General features: G+C 67.5%; 12 protein-coding genes. 5 read left to right on the top strand and 7 right to left on the bottom strand.

Annotation, left to right across the window (positions count from 1 at the left end; all coding sequences use genetic code 11):
- Window positions 1-137: 137 nt before the first annotated feature.
- Both EPD80_RS09250 and EPD80_RS09245 read left to right on the top strand, forming a co-directional pair.
- Window positions 138-1,325 (top strand): MFS transporter, encoded by a 1,188-nt coding sequence (locus EPD80_RS09250; protein ID WP_142811270.1) that lies wholly within the window; start codon window positions 138-140, stop codon window positions 1,323-1,325.
- Window positions 1,322-1,732 (top strand): nucleotidyltransferase family protein, encoded by a 411-nt coding sequence (locus EPD80_RS09245; RefSeq protein ID WP_221928933.1) that lies wholly within the window; start codon window positions 1,322-1,324, stop codon window positions 1,730-1,732. Before EPD80_RS09250 ends, EPD80_RS09245 begins: the two co-directional genes overlap by 4 nt.
- Here the strand turns inward: EPD80_RS09245 and recN are convergent.
- Together recN and EPD80_RS09235 are read right to left on the bottom strand one after the other, a co-directional pair.
- Window positions 1,650-3,338 (bottom strand): DNA repair protein RecN, encoded by a 1,689-nt coding sequence (recN, locus tag EPD80_RS09240; protein WP_142811268.1) that lies wholly within the window; start codon window positions 3,336-3,338, stop codon window positions 1,650-1,652. The genes EPD80_RS09245 and recN overlap by 83 nt on opposite strands.
- A 17-nt stretch (window positions 3,339-3,355) precedes the next feature.
- Complete coding sequence (locus EPD80_RS09235) at window positions 3,356-4,237, bottom strand: NAD(+)/NADH kinase (RefSeq protein ID WP_142811266.1); 882 nt, start codon at window positions 4,235-4,237, stop codon at window positions 3,356-3,358.
- 72 nt (window positions 4,238-4,309) lie between these two features.
- On the opposite strand from EPD80_RS09235, the gene hrcA reads away from it, so the two are divergent.
- The 3 genes from hrcA to EPD80_RS09220 are packed head-to-tail and all read left to right on the top strand — an operon-like array spanning window position 4,310 to window position 6,829.
- Window positions 4,310-5,335, top strand: coding sequence for a heat-inducible transcriptional repressor HrcA (hrcA, locus tag EPD80_RS09230; protein WP_142811304.1), 1,026 nt, complete (start codon window positions 4,310-4,312; stop codon window positions 5,333-5,335).
- Window positions 5,336-5,345: 10 nt separating this feature from the next.
- A complete protein-coding gene (gene hemH, locus EPD80_RS09225) occupies window positions 5,346-6,440 on the top strand; it encodes a ferrochelatase (RefSeq protein ID WP_142811264.1) in 1,095 nt (364 codons plus the stop codon).
- A complete protein-coding gene (locus EPD80_RS09220; RefSeq protein WP_142811262.1) occupies window positions 6,437-6,829 on the top strand; it encodes a phage holin family protein in 393 nt (130 codons plus the stop codon). The genes hemH and EPD80_RS09220 overlap by 4 nt, the downstream gene beginning before the upstream one ends.
- 39 nt (window positions 6,830-6,868) lie before the next feature.
- Here EPD80_RS09220 and recD read toward each other — a convergent pair whose 3' ends face one another.
- From recD to recC, 5 genes are all read right to left on the bottom strand, one after another.
- On the bottom strand, window positions 6,869-8,965 hold the full coding sequence (recD, locus tag EPD80_RS09215; RefSeq protein ID WP_142811260.1) for an exodeoxyribonuclease V subunit alpha: 2,097 nt from the start codon (window positions 8,963-8,965) through the stop codon (window positions 6,869-6,871).
- Window positions 8,966-9,041: 76 nt separating this feature from the next.
- Window positions 9,042-9,254, bottom strand: a complete 213-nt coding sequence (locus EPD80_RS09210) for a DUF2283 domain-containing protein (RefSeq protein ID WP_142811258.1) — start codon at window positions 9,252-9,254, stop codon at window positions 9,042-9,044.
- Window positions 9,244-9,498 (bottom strand): DUF4258 domain-containing protein, encoded by a 255-nt coding sequence (locus EPD80_RS09205; protein ID WP_142811256.1) that lies wholly within the window; start codon window positions 9,496-9,498, stop codon window positions 9,244-9,246. Before EPD80_RS09205 ends, EPD80_RS09210 begins: the two co-directional genes overlap by 11 nt.
- Before the next feature lie 83 nt (window positions 9,499-9,581).
- Window positions 9,582-13,325, bottom strand: a complete 3,744-nt coding sequence (gene recB, locus EPD80_RS09200; protein ID WP_142811254.1) for an exodeoxyribonuclease V subunit beta — start codon at window positions 13,323-13,325, stop codon at window positions 9,582-9,584.
- A complete protein-coding gene (gene recC, locus EPD80_RS09195) occupies window positions 13,322-16,936 on the bottom strand; it encodes an exodeoxyribonuclease V subunit gamma (RefSeq protein WP_142811252.1) in 3,615 nt (1,204 codons plus the stop codon). Before recC ends, recB begins: the two co-directional genes overlap by 4 nt.
- Window positions 16,937-17,070 lie beyond the last annotated feature (134 nt).

Genomic DNA, 17,070 nt, shown 5'->3' with positions numbered 1-17,070 from the left:
AAAAATCTGATTGATTCATTTATTTTTTGCATCACAACATCACGAGCTCTTCCAAGGTCGTTCGGAAATCGAACGCTCCGTATGTGAATCGAACGTTTTCTCCTCTATCATCACCAAAAAACCTGATACCTTCGACCATGCCCAACCCACCTCCCCGCCGTGGCCTGCGCGCCTTGCCTGCGAGCATCTGGGGCCTGGCGCTCACTTCACTCTTCATGGATATCTCCTCGGAGATGGTCCACAGCCTGCTGCCGCTCTTTCTTTCGACGGTGCTCGGCGCCTCGATGACGACGATCGGAGTGATCGAGGGGCTGGCGGAGGCCACGGTGGCCGTCACCAAGGTCTTCTCCGGGGCGATCTCCGACTTTCTCCGGCGGCGCAAAGCGGTCGTCGTGACCGGTTATGCGCTCTCGGCGCTCACCAAGCCGCTCTTCGCGCTCGCCGCCTCGGTCTCCTGGGTGCTCGCGGCGCGCCTGCTCGATCGTTTCGGCAAAGGAATACGGGAAGCGCCGCGCGATGCGCTGATCGCCGACGTCACGCCCGACGATCTGCGCGGTGCCGCCTACGGCCTGCGCCAGGCGCTCGATTCGGTGGGCGCCTTCGTCGGGCCGCTCCTCGCTTTCGCCCTCATGGCATGGTTTGCCGGCGACCTCCGGCTGGTGTTCTGGCTCGCCGTGATCCCCGCGATTCTGTCAGTCGTGATCCTGGTGCGCTTCGTTCCCGAACCCCGGCACTCCGCCGCCAGTACGGAACGCGAGCCTTTCTCCTGGCGCCACCTCTGGCATCTGCCCCGTGCCTACTGGACGGTGGTGGGCTTGGGTGTGATCTTCACGCTGGCGCGCTACAGCGAAGCCTTCCTGCTGCTGCGGGCACACGACGTGGGGCTCGCCGTGGGTGCAGTACCCCTCGTGATGATCGCGATGAATCTCGCCTACGCCGTGCTCGCCTATCCGGCCGGCGCCGCCGCCGACCGCCTCGGACCGCGGCGCTTGCTGCTTGCCGGCATCGCTGCCCTCATCCTGGCCGACCTGATGCTCGCCTTGGCAAGCGGTCCGATCGTGGTCTTCCTCGCCGCCCTCCTGTGGGGCGCCCATCTTGCCGCCACCCAAGGCATCTTCGCCAAGATGATCGCGCACGCCGCCCCGGCCGAGCTGCGCGGCACGGCCTTCGGCGGATTCAACCTGCTGACGGGCCTCGCGCTCTTGGCCGCGAGCGCGCTCGCCGGTTGGCTATGGAGCACCTGGGGCGCCGCCGCGGCTTTCCTCGCAGGGGCGGGATTCGCCGCGATGGCCGCGGTGGCGTTGGTGAGGTACGAAAAGACGTGACTGCAGACTACAGACACCCCATGACCGCTCCCCTGTCCCTCGACCTGCCCGTCCGCTACCTGGACGAAGTACGCACCCTTTTGCGCCGCCACGTGCCCGGCCACGAGGTCCTGGCTTATGGCAGCCGGGTAAAAGGTGAAGCGCACGCGGCGAGCGACCTCGATCTGGTCGTGCGCGACCCGCTCGACCCGCAACGCCCCTGCCCGGCGATCCCGGCGCTGCGCCGTGCCTTCATCGACAGCAACCTTCCGATCTCGGTCGACGTGCAAGACTGGGCGCGCTTGCCCGAGCCGTTTCGCCAGGAAATCGAACGGGCTTGCGTCGTCATCCAGAGTGGGGAGGTTCGACCTGACCCATCCCCCGACGCCCCAGCAGCTCCCGCGCGTGTTCGCGGGTCGTATCGGTGATTTCCAGCCCGCCCAGCATGCGGGCGATCTCCTCGACGCGGGCGGCAGCATCGAGCGCTTCGACTCGGGTACGCACGGCGCCGCCCTCTTCTTCTTTCCATACGCGCAGCTGCCAGTCGGCCCAGGCGGCGACTTGCGGCAGGTGCGTCACCGCCAGCACCTGCCGGTCGCGACCGAGCTGCCAGAGCGAGCGGCCGACGATCTCGGCCACCGCCCCGCCGATGCCGACGTCGACTTCGTCGAAGATGAGCGTGGGCGTATCGCTCGCGCGGCTGGCGATGACCTGGATCGCCAGGCCGATGCGCGAGAGTTCCCCTCCAGAGGCCACACGCGCGAGCGGAGCGAGCGTCTGGCTCGGGTTGGCGGCGACGCGAAATTCCACCCGCTCCAAGCCCGTGGCCGCCGGCTCGCCGGCAATGAGCGCCGCTGCGAAGCGCCCGCCTTTCATCGCCAGCTCCTGCATCGCCGCGCTGACTTCAGCCGAGAGCCATTCGGCCGTTTCGCGCCGGCGTTCGCCGAGCGCGCGGGCGGACTCGAAGTAGGCCGACTCGGCCGCGCGCACCTCGGCTTCGAGCCGCCCGAGGTCGGCGCTCTCTTCCAAGGCGGAGAGGCGCTCGCGCCAGCGCTCGGCGAGCGTGAAGAGCTCTTCCGGCGGCACGCGGTAGCGGCGGGCGAATTCATCGATGGCAGCGAGCCGCCGCTCGAGTTCGGCGAGCCGCGCCGGATCGAGCTCGAAGGCGTCGAGATAGCGCCGCAGGCCAGCGGCGGCCTCCTGTACCCCGATGCGCGCCTCGCTCACCAGTTGCACGGCCTCGGCCAGCTTGGCGTCGAACTCGAGGCTGCCGGCGAGCGCGCGTTCGGCCTGCCCGAGCAGCGCCTGCGCCGAAGGCTCTTCCTCGCTGAGGAGCGCCGCCGCCTGCGCCACCTGCTGCAGCAGCTGCGCCGCGTGCGCGAGCCGACGATGTTCCTGTTGCACCTCTTCCCATTCGCCGGGGCGCAGCGCGAGCCGTTCCCACTCCTGCAGCTGCCACAGCAGCCGCTCGCGCTCCTCGCCCAGGCTCTCCTGGCGCTCGCGCGCCCGGGCGAGCCGTTCGCGCGCCGACTCCCAGGCGGCGAAACGCTGTCGCACGTCCTCGGCGAGCGCCTCGGCCCCGGCGAGCCGGTCGAGCATGCGTCGCTGCACCGCGCTCTCGAGCAACGCATGGTGGGCGTGCTGTCCGTGGATGTCGGCGATCCATGCGCCGAACTCGCGCAGCGCCGTGGCCGGCACCGGCACGGCCTCGATCCAGGCGCGCGAACGGCCCGAGCGCTCGATGTTGCGGCGCAAGAGGAGCGTATCGCCCTCGACCTCGATGCCGTGCGCCTCGAGCCAGGCGCGCGCCTCCGCCGCTGGCGGCAGGGTGCATTCGAGCGTCACCTCGGCGCGTTCGGCCCCCTGACGGATCACCTCGGCGCTCGCGCGCCCGCCGAGTAGAAGGTCGAGCGCATCGAGCAGGATCGACTTGCCCGCGCCGGTCTCGCCGGTGAGCACGCCGAATCCCGGCGCCAGGCCGAGTTCCAGTTCGCGCACCAGCACGAAATCGCGGATGGTCAGGCGAACGAGCACTTTCTCCCCCTTGCGCCTCAACCGCGAGGCAGCGCGCTCCAGTGCAGTTTCTCGCGCAGCATGGCGAAATAGCAGTATTGCCGCGGATGCAGCAGCCGCACGCCGCGCTGTGCCCGCTGGATGCGCAGCACGTCGCCCGGCAGCATTTCGATGCGCCCCTGCCCGTCGAAATGCACGTCGGCCATATGACCCGGCAGGAGCTCGATCTCGATGGTGCACCGATCGGGCAAGGTGACCGGCCGCGCCGTCAGCGCGTGCGGACACAGCGGTACCAGGGCGATGCCATCCACTCCCGGATGCAGGATGGGGCCATTGGCCGAGAGCGCATAAGCGGTCGACCCGGTGGGCGTGGCGACGATCATCCCGTCGGAGCGTTGGGTATAGACATAGGCCCCGTCTACGGTGAGCCGGAATTCGATCATCCGTCCCAAATCGCCCTTGTTGAGCACGATGTCGTTGAGCGCGTGGCTCGACGTGAGCACCTTGTCGCCGCGCAGCAGCTGCCCGAGGAGCATGGAGCGCACTTCTTCTTGATAATCGCCCGCGAGGATCTCGGAGAGCCGTTCCAGCGCCTCGTCGCGTGGGATGTCGGTGAGGAACCCGACCCGCCCCTGGTTGATGCCCACGAGCGGCACGTCGTGATGGACGAGATGACGTGCGGCGTTCAACATCGTGCCGTCACCGCCGACGATCACCGCCAGGTCGATCTGCGTGCCCAGGCGCGCGTAGGGCAGTTCCGGGAAAGGAGCACAATTGCCGAGCGAACTCGCCGTCTCCGCCTCGATCAAAACGTGATAACCTCGTTCGTGCAGAAACCGCGCCGTCTCGACCAGAGCCGCGGCGACTTCCGCCGATTGGTGCTTGCCGATCAAACCGATGGAGGTAAATGGATTCGCCATGCCCCGGATTATTCCACAACTCGGCCACGATCGGCGCCGTCGCGCGGCACCCTTCCGGAGGGAAGAACGATGATGCTCGACCCGCGCAGCCGCATCCTGCTCAAGACGCTGATCGAACGCTACATCGCCGAAGGGCAACCGATCGGTTCGCGCACCCTGTCGCGCGCGAGCGGCCTCGACCTGTCCCCGGCCACGGTGCGCAACGTGATGAGCGACCTCGACGAACTCGGGCTCGTCTATAGCCCGCACGCCTCCGCCGGTCGCGTGCCCACGGCCAAGGGATACCGCTTCTTCATCGACGCGCTGCTCACCGTCGCACCGCTCGAAGAAGAAACCCGCGCCGAGATCGAGGCCAACCTCCAGCCCGACCAGCCGCAAAAGCTCCTCAGGAAAGCCTCCGAACTGCTCTCGGAGCTCACCCACTTCGCCGGCGTCGTCATCGTCCCGCCGCGCGATCAAGAACGCGTGCGCCAGATCGAATTCGTCCCCTTGAGCGGCAACCGAGTGCTGCTCATCGTCGTCACCCAGAGCGGTGATGTGCAAAACCGCCTGCTGCAGACGCCCCGCCCCTTCAGCGCGAGCGAGCTCGAGCAGGCGAGCAACTTCCTGAGCAGCCGCTTCGCCGGCCACACGCTCGACGAGATCCGCACCCGCTTGCGTGACGAACTGGCCAAGCTGCAAGACCACGTCTCCGAACTCATGACGCTGGCGCTCTCGCCGAGCGCGCTCGCTCATGAAGACGAAGACTGCCTGGTAGCCGGTGAAACGAACCTGCTCGAAGTCGACGATTTCACCACCAACATGCAGCACCTGCGCGAACTCTTCCGCCTGTTCGAGGAGCGCACGGCCCTGTTGCAGCTCCTCGAGCTCGCCCAGCGCGCCCGAGGCGTGCAGATCTTCATCGGTGCCGAATCCGGGCTGGAAGAACTCGAAGGGTGCTCGGTGATCACCGCCAACTATACCTTCGACGGACGCATGCTCGGCTCGATCGGCGTGATCGGGCCCAACCGCATGGCCTACGACCGCGTGATTCCCATCGTCGAGCTCACGGCGCAGCGCCTGTCGCAGGCGCTCGCCACCACCGCCGAAGAACGCTGAAGGAACCCGCATGCCCCGCTACGCCCCCGAGCCCCCCTTTCGCCACGACCGGCCGCAACGCACCGGCGTGCTGCTCGTCAATCTCGGCACCCCCGCCGCCCCCACGCCGGAGGCCATCCGCCCCTTCCTGCGCGAATTCCTCTCCGATCCGCGCGTCATCGAGCTGCCGCGCTGGCTGTGGCAAATCATCCTGCACCTCTTCATCCTGCCGCGCCGTCCCAAGGCGAACGCACAAAAATACGCCAGCATCTGGCTCGACGAAGGCTCGCCGCTCGAAGTCTATACCGAGCGGCTCACGCACGCGCTGGAATCCCATTGGACCGAGCGCGGGCGCGAACCGCTCGTGCGCTGGGCCATGCGCTATGGCGAACCGAGCGTGGCCAAAGTGCTCGCCCGCATGAAAGAAGAAGGTCTGCGACGCCTGCTCGTGGTACCGCTCTACCCCCAGTATTGCGCCAGCACCACGGCTTCCGTGTTCGACGCCGTGGCCGCCGAGCTCATGAGATGGCGCGACGTGCCCGAGCTGCGGCTCGTGCGCCACTGGCACGACGACCCCCGCTACATCGAGGCGATCGCGCAGACGCTGGAATCCCACTGGGCGCAGCATGGCCGCCCCGACAAACTGCTGCTCAGTTTCCACGGCATGCCGCGACGCACGCTGGAACTGGGCGATCCCTACCACTGCGAATGCCACAAGACGGCACGGCTCTTGGCCGAGCGGCTTGGGCTCGCCCCCGACCAATGGCTCGTCACTTTCCAGTCGCGTTTCGGCCGTGCCCGCTGGCTCGAACCCTATACCCAGCCCACCCTGGAGCGGCTCGCCCGCGAAGGGGTGGCGCGCGTCGACGTCCTCTGCCCCGGTTTTGCCACCGATTGCCTCGAGACGCTGGAAGAGATCGGCATGGAATGCCGCACCGCCTTTCTCGAGGCCGGCGGCAAACAATTCCACTACGTCCCCTGCCTCAACGATTCCCCTTTCTGGGTCGAGCGCTTCGCCGCCCTCCTCGAAGACCACCTCGGCCATTGGTCCGACCGCACGCCGGCCACGGACGAAGCACTGCAGGAACGCCTCGCACGGGCCAAAGCGATGGGGGCCCGACAATGAGGCCCAGTTTCTGGATGCTCATCCAGTGGCTGCTCAACGCGGTGGCGCTGATGGTCACTGCCCAGCTCGTCGATGGCATCACCATCACCGGCTTCGTGCCGGCGCTGGCGGCGGCGCTGGTGCTCGGCCTCATCAACCTCTTCATCAAGCCGGTGCTCCTCATCCTCACCCTGCCGGCGAGCATCCTCACGCTCGGCCTCTTTACCCTCATCCTCAATGCGCTGCTCTTTTGGGCGGGAACGGGGCTGGTGGCCGGTGTCGTGGTCGAAGATTTCTGGGCGGCCTTCTGGGGCGCCATCGTCTATAGCATCCTCACCTGGGTCGTGTCGCTGGCGCTGTCGCCACGCGGCACCGACACCATCGTGATCAAGATTCAGCGCCGCGACTGAAGGAAACTCATTTCTTCAGCGTTTCCTGAATCCTCCCGCTTATTCCAGAGGCGCTTCCAGCCCGGACGAGCGCAGCACGCGGCGCGCGATCGCCGCTTCCAGCATGGCCCCGCCCGACGGATCCACCAGAGTGAACCGCGAGCGGGCGCGGGTGATACCGGTATAGATCAGCTCGCGCGTGAGCAAAGGGCTGGGGGTATCCGGCAACACCAGCACCGCGTGCCCGAACTCCGAGCCTTGCGACTTATGCACCGTGAGCGCGAACACCGTCTCCACCTCGGGCAAACGAGCGGGCAGCACCCAGCGCAGCCCACCAGCGGCGGCAAAGGCCACCATCAGCCGCGGGGCTTGCCCTTCAGCCCCAGGCAGAGCAAGCGTCACCCCCACGTCGCCGTTCATCAGACCCAAGGCGTAGGCGTTGCGCGTCATCAACACCGGGCGCCCCTCGTACCAGCCTTCTTCGTCCGGCAACGACCCTTGGCGGCGCAACCAGTGCGCGATGCGCCGATTCATCTCCCCCACGCCCCAAGGCCCCTCGCGCAGGGCGCACAGTATCTGGAACCCGGCGTAGGCTGCGAGCACCGCCCGTGCCCAGTCGTCCCACGCCGCCTGCGGCGCTTCGGGCAGCGGGCGCTGCGCATGCAGCACTTGTAAATAAAACGCGTAGCCCGCGGGATTCTTTTGCGTGCCGCACACGAGCCGACGCAACGCTGCGTCCTCCTGACTTTGGGGAACGAGAAGGGCCACTTCGGAGCGCGGATGGCCGGGCGTGATCGAGGCGCGTCCTTCCCCACCCTCTTCGCCCGGAGCGTTCAGATCGTCCGCGAGGGGCCCACCCAGAACCCCCCGCGCCGCGGCCGCATCGCCCCGATTGACCGCCGCCGCGAGCCGGCCGATGGCGCTCTCGGCGGCGAAACGGTGGCTCTGGCGCAACATGGCGATCGCCTGATCGAGGGCCGAGCCCTGGAAGTCGACGTAACGAGGGGAAGGGGATTCTTCGCCCGTCTCCCCGGCAAATCCCGCAGGCAGGCTCTCCCCCAAGGTCGCCCGCAGCCAGGCGATCGTCTCGGGCGTATAGTGCCCTTCGTCGGCACGCCGACACAGACCGCCGAGCACGGCGCCGGCCTCGACCGAGGCCAGCTGATCCTTGTCACCGAGCAATACCAACTGCGCCGCCGGAGGCAAGGCCCGCAGCACCGCCGCCATCATCTCGAGGTCGACCATCGAGGCCTCGTCGATCACCAGCACGTCCAGCACCAGCGGATCGGCCTCGTCGTGGCGGAATCGTCGCGACCCAGCCCGGGCGCCCAGCAGACGGTGCAGCGTCGACACCTCCTGCGGCAGTGTGGCGCGGATCCGTTCGCCTTGGGGCAACGCCTCCCACTGCAACCGCTCGAGGGAACGACCGATCGATTCGCTCAGCCGCGCGGCCGCCTTGCCGGTGGGCGCGGCGAGCCGGATGCGCAGCGGCGCCTCGCCCCGCCCCGCCAACCTCCCCTGCAGGGCGAGCGCCTGCAGCAAGGCGATGAGGCGCACCACGGTGCTCGTCTTGCCCGTGCCGGGACCGCCGGTAATCAGCGCAAAGCGTCGCCGCAGCGCGAGCGCACAGGCGAGCCGCTGCCATACGTCGCCTTCGCCGGAGGGAAAGAGCGCTTCGAGGAGGGTTCGCACCGGCTCCGGGTCGAGCGGGACGACTTCCCGTACCCGGGCGAGAACCCCCTGCCGCACGGCACGCTCGTTGTCCCACTGGCGGCGCAGATAGAGGCGATGCGCCCGGCGCACGAGCGGCGCCGCCTCTTCCTCCTCGCCCTGTCCCACCAGCTCGGGGCAGGAGAGCGCGGCGAACCAGGATTCGAGCGCTTCCCCCTGGGCCGCCCCCGCTGGCGTCGGCAGCCCGTTTGCATCGCGCGAGGGGATCGCCAAGGTGAACACCGCATCGTCGGCGAGCGCGGCGAGATCGAGGCACACATGGCCGCGCCCCAACTGGTGGCTCGCCAGGGTCGCGGCAAGGATCGCCCGTGACGACGCCTGCGGCACTTTTTCCTGCAGGAATCGCGCAAAGGCCGCATCGAGCGGCCGCAACCAGCCATCCTGCACCCAGCGGGCCAGATCGTCGCGCAGATCCGCTGTGCTCATGCTTGCGGCAACCCCCGGGTTCGATGCATGTTGCTGACTGTTCGTATGGGCTGGGAATGATTTTTTTGACGTCGTCTCAGGCACCTTCTGTCACGGTCTCGAACAAAACCCGGCGAATGTCCTCTTCCGAAACCCGCTTCGACAGATAGAGCATTTCAATGCCGATCATTTTGCCTTCATCATCATAATCGACGATGATGCCGGGAAATATTTCTTCCGACCGGCTGGCAGGCAGATCACACAAAGTCAGATAGAGGGCGTCGGCCTGTCGATCGATTTTAAGTTTCACGGGATGACCTCCTGCGATCAATGAATGCCGTGACGACATGCGGCGGAACTTTTTTGACATTGACGATCACGCGCAACACCCGGTTGCCAAATTCGGGAATACGCACCAAGTGATGCTCCAGATCGGCATCGACGGAATCGGCTTCGGTCATTTCCGGCGTATGCAAGGCACGTTCAACCCAGATCAAGGGAATATTACGTCTCGCGAGCGCATCCCTGGCATGTTCCGTCAGGACATAATCCATGCTTTACCCTCTCCCTCGCTCGTATTCCACGTCGTGTGTCCACGACGTGGAATCGATCAGGGTCAAACCACACGATAGCACATTCATGTCAGCCTCCCGCCGGGGCCATCGAGCAAGGCGTCGAGCCCATCGAGCAGCGCTGCCTCCGCCTGCGCGCAAAACACGCCTTTGCCGGGTTCGTCGTGGATGCCGCGCAGGAAGAGCAGCACCGCGCTGCCCAGATGGTGCCGCGGATCGTAACCAGGCAGGCGCACGCGCAGATGCCGGTGCAAGGCATGCAGATAGAGCGCGTATTGCAGGTCGTAGCGCCCCTCCAGCACGGCCGCCTCCAGGTTCGCCCACCCATAGGCGGCATCCGTCGCCCCCAGGACGTTGGACTTGTAGTCGAGCACGTAATGGCGCCCCTCCCAGCAAAAGACGAGGTCGATGAACCCTTTGATCATGCCCTTGATCCGCCCCGGCGTCAGCCTCGGGCGCTCCGCTCCCTTCAAGGTGTGCCGCTGCACCAGGGCATCCAGCGCATCGATGCGGGTCTCGGGCACCGAGAACCAGAATTCCATCTCTGGCAGATAGTCGGAAAGCGTGGCCAATTGGCACGTCCCCCCTCCCGGCAAAGGCAGATTAGCCTGCATCACCGTCAGGAGCCAGTGGGTGAGCAGCTCGACGTGCGCCGTCCAGCCGCGCACCGCGCAGCGCCGCGCCACCTGGTCGCGCAGCCGCATCCCGCCGTCGGCGCACACCGTGGCAAACCCTTGGCGTGCCGCCCATTCGAGCAGACCGTGGAGGAAGGTGCCGGTCGCCGCTCCCGGCGGCAGGGCGTGGATCCCCGTCGCCGGCACCGTCGGCCCCGGTGGGGGCGCATGGACGAGCTCGCGCACCTTGGCTTCGTCCGGTGTCTGCGGGTCGGCCGCAAGCGTGCTGCGCAGTCCCGAGTAGCTGGAGATCCCCCACGAGGCGAAGATCCGGCGGCGCGGCGTACGCGCCGGCCCCAAGGTGATTCCTTCCCCGTCCGCCGGCAGGCGTTCCTCGCCAGGAACCGGCACGGGTGCGATCACGAGGAAATCGCATCCCTCGGCGAGCGAGTCCAGCTTCTGGCGCACCTCCGGCACGGAATCGCCCTGCCGCACGCCCAAGGCATAGCCCATGGCGCTCGCGTGCAGGTTCTCCAGCGCCCCCACGCCGATCCATGTGGCGAAACGCGCCCGGGTGAGCGCCACGTAGAGCTTGCGCAGATCCTCGGCCAGACGCTCGCGCTCGGCGCAGGCCAACGCCGTTTCGTCAGCACGGAGCGATACCTGCCGCCGCCCCGCTTCATCGTGCCAGACGAGGGGCAGATCGTCCTTCTTGACCTGCCGGAACGAACAGGCGAAGGGCAGGAAGACGAGCGGATACTCCAATCCCTTGGCCTTGTGCACCGTCACCACCTTGACGAGCGCCTCGTCGCTCTCCAGGCGCAGCTGCCGCTCCTCGGCGCCCTGCCCACCGTCCTGGCGCGCCTCGGCCAAGGCGCGGATGAGGGCATGTTCGCCGTCCAACCCGCGGCTCATCTTCTGCAAGAGCTCGCTCAAGTGCAGCAGGTCGGTGAGCCGCCGCTCGCCGCTGTCGCCTTCGGGCGTCTCCCCCGCGAGCAGTCGCGCGGGCACGTCGAAGTCATGCATCAACCGGCGCAGCATGGGCAATACCCCTTGCCGCCGCCACAGATCGCGATAACCGAGAAAGCGTGCCACTTCCGCTTCCCAGGCAAGGACATCGCGCTCCAGCACATCGATTTCTTCCCATGACCGCCCGAGCGTGGCGCTCGCCAGGGCCGAGCGCAGGCGCGCATCGTTCTGCGGCTCGGCGCAGGCCTCGAGCCAGCGCTGCAGGTCGGCCGCCGCGGGGCTCGCGAACACCGAGCTACGCTCGGAGAGATAGACGCTGCGCACGCCGCGCCGCGCGAGCGCCGCGCGGATCAGCCGCGCCTCTTCGCCCGTATGCACCAGCACCGCCACGTCGGCGGCCCTCACCGGTCGCATCGTCCCTTTTGCCGGATCGACGAACCCTGCCCGCCCTTCCCGCCCCAGCCGCAGCAGGCGCACGATCTCCTCGGCGCAGCCGTGGGCGACCAGTTCCCGATACGCCGTCACCTTGATCGCCTGACTCGCATCCTCGTTTTCCGCCACCCACCACGCCACGAGCGCCGGCGGCTCATGCCCCTCACACACGAACCGTTCGTCCAGTCCCTGGGCGGTTGCCGGCAGGAAAGGCAGGAGATCCTCCTCTTCCGAGATTTTGAAGAGAAAGGCACCGGCCTCGTTCTTTTCCTGCGCGTTGAGAAAGACGCGATTGACCGCCTCCACCATCGCCGGGGTCGAACGGAAATTGCGCCGCAGGGTGTAGCGCCGCCCGTCGCAGGCCAAGCGCGCTTCGAGATAGGTGTAGATGTCGGCGCCGCGAAAGGCGTAGATCGCCTGCTTGGGGTCGCCGATGAGGATAAGTGCAGTCTGAGGATCGTTCTTCTGCGGCGCATAGACCGACTCGAAGATGCGGTACTGTACCGGGTCGGTGTCCTGGAATTCGTCGATCAAGGCCACGGGGAAAGACTGTCGGATGCGCGCGGCGAGCCGCTCGCCGTTGGGTCCGCGCAGCGCCTCGTCGAGACGGGTGAGCAGATCGTCGAATCCCAGCTGCGCCCGCCGCCGCTGCAGCACGGCAAAACGCTGCGCCACCCAGCGCGCCGCATGTGCAAGGACGCTCGCCTTGCCCTGCTCGCGCAGCCGTTCGAGCCGTGAGCGCAGGTTTTCCAGCGCGTCGATCGCCGCATGCCTCGGCGCCTCGCCGCCCTTCCACGCCTCGTCCAAACCCGCGCGCGTCAAACGATTCCAGGCCGAATCGGACAAATCCGGCGCCTCCGCCAACGGGTCGTCGCGCCACCGAGCCAGCGCCGCCAACCAGTTCTGTACGATATCGGTGCGCAATTTCCGCCCGTCGAGCTCCTTGCGATTGCGCGCCTCATCAAAGAGGGCCTGCAACTCGGGCACCCATTTCTCCCACGGCGCCTTCGCCTCCCCCCATTGCCGCAGGACTTCCGCCGTCACCTCCGCCGGCCCGCTCTCCCCTTCCAGATCCGCGGCGAGCGGCAGCAGGCGGCTCAAGCGCCGTTGCATCCCTTCCGGCGTGAAATCCGGAGCAAACCAGCCGCGCAACAGCGCCAGCGCCTCGGCCGGCAGCGGCGTGAAGAACTCCCGCCAGTAATCGCGCACCGCCTCGAGCAACAGGTCCTCCGTCTCCGTCTCCAGCGTCTCGCTGAAGAGGCTGCCGCTGTCGAACGCGTGCTCGCGCAGCATGCGGTGACACCAGCCGTGGATGGTCGAGACCGCCGCCTCGTCCATCCATTCGGCCGCAGCCTGCAGCCGGCGCTCGCATCCCGGCCAATCCTGTTCGGGATATTGGGCGCGCAATGCGCGCAGGAACTCATCCACCCATTCGGGGATTTCCTCCCCGGCCGGATGGCCGAACCAGCGCGCCGCCTCGCTCAGACGCCGGCGGATGCGCTCGCGCAGCTCCTTGGTGGCCGCCTCGGTGAAGGTCACTACCAGGATCTCGGGCGGGGTGAGCGGGCAGCAGAGCATTTTTCCCTCCCCGCCGCCTGAGTTATCCCGGGTCTTGCCCTCCTCACGCGTGAAAGGGCGGCGGAACGCCGCCTCCGCTCCGCCATGCCCCAGCACCAGGCGCACGTAGAGCGCGGCGATGGTATACGTCTTGCCGGTACCGGCGCTTGCCTCGATCAGACGGCTGCCCCACAGAGGAAACCCCAGCAGATCTACCTCCTTCGCCTCTTCCGTCACGCCTGCGCTCCTTTTTTCCCTTCCTTGGTGGCCTCCACGTACTGCAGCAAAGGCCCGAGCAGCACCTCGGCCCAGTGCGCGAACTCGCCGCTCGCGCGCAAGTCGGCAAATCTCGGCCAGGCGCGCGCCAGGTAGGGGTCCTGGTCGCGCTCGCCGTCCGTCCAGCCGTTGCCTTCATACGCCTTGCGCGCCGCCTCCCACGCCTCTTCCTCGCCTTTGTTCGGCGCTTTACACCACGCTTTCCGCCACGCCAGCGACGCCTGGAACGCAAAGGGCAGCGGCCGGCACATGCCCTCGGCCCAGGCGCGCAGCAGCGCCGCGAGCGGTTCGGCTGCCGCGTCCCCAAGCGGGGCAAAAGTGTAGTCCCCCACGCGGCTCAAGACCACCGTCCACGTCGGCCCGGCCCCGGCATTGGCCGCCAGATGCTGTACCCAGTAGCCCGCCAGCCGATCCGGGCGGTATTTGCCGTCTTTCACGAGCTCGCTCGGCGAGATCAATACCCGCGCCCGTTCGCCCTCATCGTTGCCGCGCCAGTCCCCCAGCCAGTCGGCAAGCTCCAGACCGTCGGCGGCAAAGCGCACCTCCTCGCCGCCTGCGTGCTCCAGCGGCCAAGGCGTCAGCGCTTCCTGATAGCGCGCGAAGAGCTCGTCCATCCCCTCCTCGAGTTCTGCCGCCCACAGCGTTCCCATCTCCCCGGCAGGCAGCACGCCGCGCCGACGGATGCGGCCGATCGCCGCCCTTCGCACCGCGGCCACGTCCCGTCCCTGCCGCAGGGCCACCCGCTGCGCGTCGATCACTTCCTGGCGCAGGCTCCACAGGGTCAAACCATCGAGCGCGAACGGCTCGGCCTCCTCGCTGCCCGGATCGTCCAGTTCGAGGAAGACGCCGAGTCGATCGCGCAGGAAGGACCGTACCGGATGGCGCAGGAACTGCGCGAGCTCCCGCACTCGCAGCGGCTCCTCGAGCACGGGCGGTTGTAACGGCTTGGAAGGAACACGGGGCTCTGCCTCACGTCGCGCACGCCATTCGCGGGCATAGGTAAAGAGCGCCCCCGGCGCCGATTCGGGTGGGAAATAGGCCGGACTGAAAGGCTGCAGCCGATGCTCGGTCGTGAGCGCCGCCAGCAGATCCTCCCCTTGCACGGGCTCTTTCTTTCCCGCCCGATGCCCCGTCCAGCCCGCCGCCAGGTGCTCGCGCAGCTGGGCCACCAGCACCGAAGGCGGTTGCGGCGCATTGTCGGTGATGCGGTGCCCCACCCAGGAAACGTAAAAGCGCTCGCGAGCCGACAGGAGCGCTTCCAGGAAGAGATAACGGTCGTCCTCGCGCCGTGAGCGGTCCCCCGGACGATAATTTCCCGCCATGAGGTCGAAATCGGAAGGCACGCGCGCGCGCGGATAATCTCCGTCGTTCATCCCCAGCAGATAGACGTGCCGAAACGGGATCGCCCGCATCGGCATGAGGGTGGCAAAGATCACCCGCCCGGCAAAGAAACGCTGCGACAGGCCCTGTTCCTCCAAACGCTCCAGCCATGGTTCGCGCACCACCGCCAGCGGCAAACGCTCCTCCAGCCCCGCCGCGGCGCACGCTTCCACCCAGTCCTGCAGGGCGGTCTCCAGCCGCATCAGGGTGACGGTTTCCTCGTCGTCCCCGGCGGCAAAAAAGCGTGCGAGCAGCGCCTGCAGCCGCTCGCCCCACTCGGAGGGCGTGAGCGGCTCGCGTAGCTGATGACGCGCCGTCTCCAAGGCCTCGAGCACATCCGCCAGCGGACCGACGAGGCCCGCCTCCAGCCCCCCGACCTCGTCGAAAGGTTCGACCCCCCTCCAGGCCGGCGCATCACCCGCCGCATAGCCGTAGAGCATGCGCTCGAGACCGAATCGCCAGGAATTCTGCTCGAGCCACTCCCCTCCCCCCTGCTCGCCCAAGCCCAGGTCGCGCCGATGATCCCCATTCAGTCCCCAGCGGATCTGCGCCCCCTCGACCCAGGAACGCAGACGCGGCAGCGCCTCGTCGTCGATCCCGAATCGCCGGCGCAGTGCCGGTACGTCCAGGAGATCGAGCACATCCCCCACCCGTGCCCGCCCCTGCGGCAGATCGAGCAGGAGCTCCAGCCCCTGCAGCAGCGGGTCGCGCGCACGCAGCCCCTGGTCGGCGAGCGAAAACGGAATGTGGCGCGGATCCTCGGGTTCGATCGCACCGAACACCGCCTCGATGTGTGGCGCATAGACCTCGATGTCCGGCACCATGACGATCACCTCGTCGGGGCGCAGGGTCGGGTCCTCGTCGAAAGCCGCGCGCAGCTGATCGTGCAGCACCTCCACTTCCCGCTGCGGGCCGTGCGCCACGTGAAAGACGAGGGAACGGTCGTGATCGAGATCCACGCCCGGCCATCGTTCCCGCGTCTCGGCAAGGGGACGCAATTCGAGGATGTCTTCCTGCAGTTGCTGCAGTAAAGTGTTCGTTGCTTCGGGCGCCTCGAACCAGTCGAGCCGTCCGCCGTTTCCTTCCACCTTCCCCGCGTAGCGCTGGCGCACCGCCTCCTCGTCGAACTCGTCGAGCAGGGCGATGAAATCCCTTCCCTGCTTGCCCCAGGCCGCAAGCAAGGGATGACCATGGCGATGGAGTTCCGCTTCCGGGATGAAATCCGGCTGCCCCTCACGCCGCCGCCGGCGCCGACGCCATTTCTCCTGCTGCCGCAATAGCTCGCGCCCATCGACCACGTCGGCCCAATGGTAACGGCAAGGGTTATGCACGAAGAGCAGCACCGGAATCCAGCGCCCCAGCGCCGCCAACGCCTCCACCCACTGCTGCGGCAGGCTCGAAATCCCGAAGACGACGAGCCGCCGTGGCAGTCCCGGCGGGGGCGGACCTTGCCAGGTTCCGACCGCTTCGAGAAAGGCCGAGTGCACGCTCGAGCGCGCCGTGCGCTCGGCTCCTGGATCGGTACGCGCCACGTCGGCACACAACAGGCGCCACAGCGCCGCCTGCCAACGCTGCCCCTCCTCGAGCGGCGATTCCGTGCCGTGCGCGTCGCGCAGCACGTCCCGACCCGCGCCCCAAGCCTGCAGCCAGTCGGCACGATAGACCTGATACTGGTCGAACAGCTCGGCGATGCGCCCGGCCAACTGATCGCGCTTGCGCATCGCCCGCTCCGCGCGCACCTGCCGCCGCAGCCCCTCGCCCGGCGCGTGCTCCTCGGCTTGCGTTTCTTCCGCGAGGAAACGGCGCAGCGGCTCATAGACCGGATCCTCCGGCAGAGATCCCAGCAAACGCAGCAAGCGCCAACGCAGCAAGGGCAGATCGAAGGGCGAGCGCTCCGGCACCGCTTTCGCCCCCAACACGGCCCGGTAACAACGCCACAGGAAGGTCGAGGGCAGGGAAAACTCCAGCGCCGCCGCCACGCCATAGCCCCCTTCGTTTGCCCCCGCAGCCAGCGCGAGCCGCAGCCACTGCGCCATGGCGTTGCCCTGCACGAGGAAACACTCCGGCACGAGCGGCGGCAGCGGCTCCCGTCCCAGCCAGGTCACCGCCAGCTGGCGCAGGTTTTCCACCCGGTTGCCATGAAAAATCAGGAATCCCGCGCCGGAGTCCGCTTTGCCCGCCCCCTCGCCCATCGTCCATCTCCCATTCCCCGCCCCGGCGGTTGCGCCGACCGTCCCCAAGAGCATAAAGGGTCATTGGTGACCATGCAAGAGACCTTGGGGAAACGCTGAATAATTGGCTGCGCGGGCGAATCGCTGCGTTGCGC

This window comes from Tepidiphilus olei (assembly GCF_006980705.1).
Classification (GTDB): Bacteria; Pseudomonadota; Gammaproteobacteria; order Burkholderiales; family Rhodocyclaceae; genus Tepidiphilus; species Tepidiphilus olei.
The sequence above is the reverse complement of the archived record's forward strand: the minus strand, read 5'-3'. Positions and strand labels throughout refer to the sequence as shown.

Coding starts and splice junctions, on each gene's coding strand:
- EPD80_RS09235 (WP_142811266.1), bottom strand. CDS start 4,237: ATGGCGAATCCATTTACCTCCATCGGTTTGATCGGCAAGCACCAATCG.
- EPD80_RS09205 (WP_142811256.1), bottom strand. CDS start 9,498: ATGGATTATGTCCTGACGGAACATGCCAGGGATGCGCTCGCGAGACGT.
- EPD80_RS09250 (WP_142811270.1), top strand. CDS start 138: ATGCCCAACCCACCTCCCCGCCGTGGCCTGCGCGCCTTGCCTGCGAGC.
- EPD80_RS09220 (WP_142811262.1), top strand. CDS start 6,437: ATGAGGCCCAGTTTCTGGATGCTCATCCAGTGGCTGCTCAACGCGGTG.
- hemH (WP_142811264.1), top strand. CDS start 5,346: ATGCCCCGCTACGCCCCCGAGCCCCCCTTTCGCCACGACCGGCCGCAA.
- hrcA (WP_142811304.1), top strand. CDS start 4,310: ATGCTCGACCCGCGCAGCCGCATCCTGCTCAAGACGCTGATCGAACGC.
- recD (WP_142811260.1), bottom strand. CDS start 8,965: ATGAGCACAGCGGATCTGCGCGACGATCTGGCCCGCTGGGTGCAGGAT.
- recC (WP_142811252.1), bottom strand. CDS start 16,936: ATGGGCGAGGGGGCGGGCAAAGCGGACTCCGGCGCGGGATTCCTGATT.